General features: G+C 51.5%; 3 protein-coding genes and 1 pseudogene. 1 reads left to right on the top strand and 3 read right to left on the bottom strand.

What is annotated here, in order from left to right; translation table 11 throughout:
- Positions 1-994 (bottom strand): annotated as a pseudogene (locus QZ279_RS06780) (polyribonucleotide nucleotidyltransferase); the annotation flags it as partial.
- A 244-nt stretch (positions 995-1,238) separates the two neighbouring features.
- Here QZ279_RS06780 and QZ279_RS06785 point away from each other — a divergent pair.
- Positions 1,239-2,132, top strand: a complete 894-nt coding sequence (locus QZ279_RS06785; RefSeq protein WP_293449469.1) for an NAD(P)-dependent oxidoreductase — start codon at positions 1,239-1,241, stop codon at positions 2,130-2,132.
- Positions 2,133-2,337: 205 nt separating this feature from the next.
- Here the strand turns inward: QZ279_RS06785 and rpsO are convergent, their stop codons facing one another.
- Both rpsO and QZ279_RS06795 read right to left on the bottom strand, forming a co-directional pair.
- Positions 2,338-2,607, bottom strand: a complete 270-nt coding sequence (rpsO, locus tag QZ279_RS06790; protein WP_293449471.1) for a 30S ribosomal protein S15 — start codon at positions 2,605-2,607, stop codon at positions 2,338-2,340.
- A gap of 147 nt (positions 2,608-2,754) precedes the next feature.
- On the bottom strand, positions 2,755-3,011 hold a 257-nt coding region (locus QZ279_RS06795; RefSeq protein WP_293449472.1), incomplete at its 5' end, for a hypothetical protein.

Here is a 3,011-nt window from a genome sequence, read left to right on the forward strand (position 1 = left end):
AAACGATTGGACGGATCGTTGTTGTGTCACGACCGTCGATACGCTTGCCCGTTTTGACAACGTCACCGCGAAGGATGCCGGCTTCTAGGCCCTTCATCGCAGAGCCAAGGTTCGCATCTGCAAGCTGCTCTTCAGTCAAAGCGGCTTGGGTCACGGCACGTGCAGCAGAAACGGCTGTTGTGCGTTCTTGCTTGTCTGTGATTGCGAAGGCAGCGCGCATGTCTTTTTCACCAGCTTTAGCAACGGCTGCGGACAGCTCGGAGTAATCAGCAGGTTGGAAGTCAAACGGCTCTTTCGCGCAATCCTCGGCAAGATCAACGATAAGGTCGATAACAGGCTGGATCGCTGTGTGTGCGAAGTTTACGGCACCGAGCATTTCTGCCTCGGTCAGTTCGTATGCTTCGGATTCAACCATCATCACGGCGTCTTTTGTGCCGGCAACAACAAGGTCGAGACGCTGCTCTGGGTTCAAACGCAGGTCCTGCATGTCGTCGACAGTTGGGTTCAGCGTGTATTCGCCATCAACAAAGCCAACGCGTGCACAGGCGATTGGGCCCATGAAAGGTGCGCCAGAAATTGTCAGCGCCGCAGACGCCGCGATCATCGCAAGGATGTCTGGGTCATTGTCGAGGTCGTGTGACAGAACTGTACACATCACCAAAACTTCGTTTTTGAAGCCAGGGACGAACAGCGGACGGATCGGACGGTCGATCAAACGTGCTGTCAGTGTTTCTTTTTCGGAAGGACGTGCTTCGCGCTTGAAGAAACCGCCGGGGACTTTACCCGCAGCGTAATACTTTTCTTGGTAGTGCACGGTCAAAGGAAAGAAGTCCTGACCCGGCTTTTGTTTCTTGGCGAAGGTTACAGCGGCCATTACCGATGTTTCACCAAGTGTGGCGATGACGGAGCCATCTGCCTGACGAGCAACTTTGCCCGTTTCTAGAGTGAGCGTGTCGTTGCCCCACTCGATCGATTTTTTAGTTACGTTAAACATATATCGTTTCCTAGTTGGAAGCACTCCCGGCGCTCCGGGTCTTCCGTTCAAATAGTGGCCCCATTGCCACCGGCCTTTTGCATCGTGTTGTGCGCCAAGGCCAAAGCGTCACGTCTCAGATATTGCGCGCTTACAGTGTTTTTAGGCGTTTGGGAAGGGGTTTGCTGCGTGGCTGCGTCTATCTGCTTTTCCGCGTCGCCCGCATAGATTAGCGTTTAGGTGTGGTTCTTTGGAGGGTAGCAAAATGCGCATTCTATTTACGGGTGGTTCAGGCAAAGCAGGCAAGCACGCGGTAAAATATCTGATGGATCAAGGCTATCGCGTGTTGAACGTGGATCGCGTTCCCCTTGATCTGCCCGGTTTAGACAATCGGATCGTGGATATTACGGATGCGGGGCAAGTCTATGATGTGATGTCCAGTTACGCTGGGTTTGATGAATTAGAGGCAGGCACGGGTGTCCCCAAGTTCGACGCGGTTGTTCATTTCGCTGCCGTCCCACGCATTTTGATGACGACAGATAACGAGTGTTATCGTGCGAACACGACGGCGACCTACAACATCATTGATGCGGCAGTGAAATTCGGGATCAAGAAGATCATTTTTGCCTCGTCCGAAACCACCTATGGTGTTTGTTTTGCGGATGGTGAACGCAAGCCAGAATATATCCCTATCGACGAAGAGCATCCTGTTATCCCCGAAGACAGCTACGCGATGTCCAAAGTTGTGAACGAAGTGACTGCACGCAGTTTTCAGCGCCGTTCAGGCTTTGACATCTATGGATTGCGTATCAACAACGTGGTTGAGCCGCATGAGTACGAGCAGGATTTTCCAAGCTATATCGCTGATCCTGATACGCGTCGCCGCAATATTTTCGCCTATATCGATGCACGCGATTTGGGGCATATGGTGGATTGCTGTTTGAAAACCGACGGGTTGGGGTTTGAGATATTCAACGGGGCCAATGATGATCATTCTGTTGGCCTGACAACGCCAGAGATTATCGAGCGGTATTATGGCGGCGTTGCCGCAGCGCCTATGGGAGAGTTTGAGACGTTCTTTTCCAACAAAAAGGCCAAAGCGATGTTGGGATTTGCGCCTGAGCATCATTGGCGGATGTACTTGGATGTGTCGACATAAGCGGGACATCAGTTTTTGAATAGGTCACAGGGTCTGATTTGTGAAATTCCGCAGATTTATGAATGTCACGTAGTTGGAGTGCGGTCATTCTGCGCTTTACGTTCAAAGCGGACCATTGAGTTCAGAGAACTTCACGCGCCAATACGCAAAAACGCCCGCGTCTTTCGATGCGGGCGTTTCCGTATGATTGTTAGGTTGGTCGCGATTAGCGGCGCAGGCCCAGACGTTTGATAAGGTCTTGGTAACGTGCTTCATCTTTACCACGTGCATAGTCCAGAAGTTTGCGGCGTAGGGCCACCATCTTCAGCAGACCACGGCGGCCATGGTTGTCTTTTTTGTGTGTTTTGAAGTGCTCTGTCAGTGTCGCGATGCGCGAGGACAGGATTGCAACTTGTACTTCTGGTGAACCAGTATCGCCTTCTTTTGTGGCGAATTCTTTCATCAGGCGTGCTTTTTCTTCAGGTGTAATCGACATCGGGGTCCCCTTTAAGAGATTAGAGTGAATGGCGCAGGCCGGGATATCGTCCAGCAAGGCCCATGGAGAATCGTCCCTACACGACGTAGGGCTTGGGGGCGTCTAGGTCAGTTTCTTGATAAAAGAAAGTGAAAAAGCATAATTTGGTTATGTTTGATGAACGAGTCTGATGTCAGACATGTTGGGTGCTGCACCCGATACCAATGCGATCGTTTTACCGTCGTTTTGAATGGTCCACTGCCCGGCTTCATTGGGAGTTTGTGAAATGCTGACCTCTGGCACCTGATCTTCGGAGGCATACAGAACAACAAGAGTGTCTTCACCACTTTCAAAATCCCAGATTTGGATTGGGCCTGAGGTGTCAGAATGCAAAACGGTGGTGTCGGCGCCTTCGCCACCGGACA

Origin of the sequence: Planktotalea sp., from assembly GCF_018607965.1 — a bacterium.
Taxonomy (GTDB): Bacteria; Pseudomonadota; Alphaproteobacteria; order Rhodobacterales; family Rhodobacteraceae; genus Planktotalea.

Excerpts from the sequence above, each read along its gene's own strand:
- QZ279_RS06785 (WP_293449469.1), top strand. The coding sequence starts at position 1,239 with ATGCGCATTCTATTTACGGGTGGTTCAGGCAAAGCAGGCAAGCACGCG.
- rpsO (WP_293449471.1), bottom strand. The coding sequence starts at position 2,607 with ATGTCGATTACACCTGAAGAAAAAGCACGCCTGATGAAAGAATTCGCC.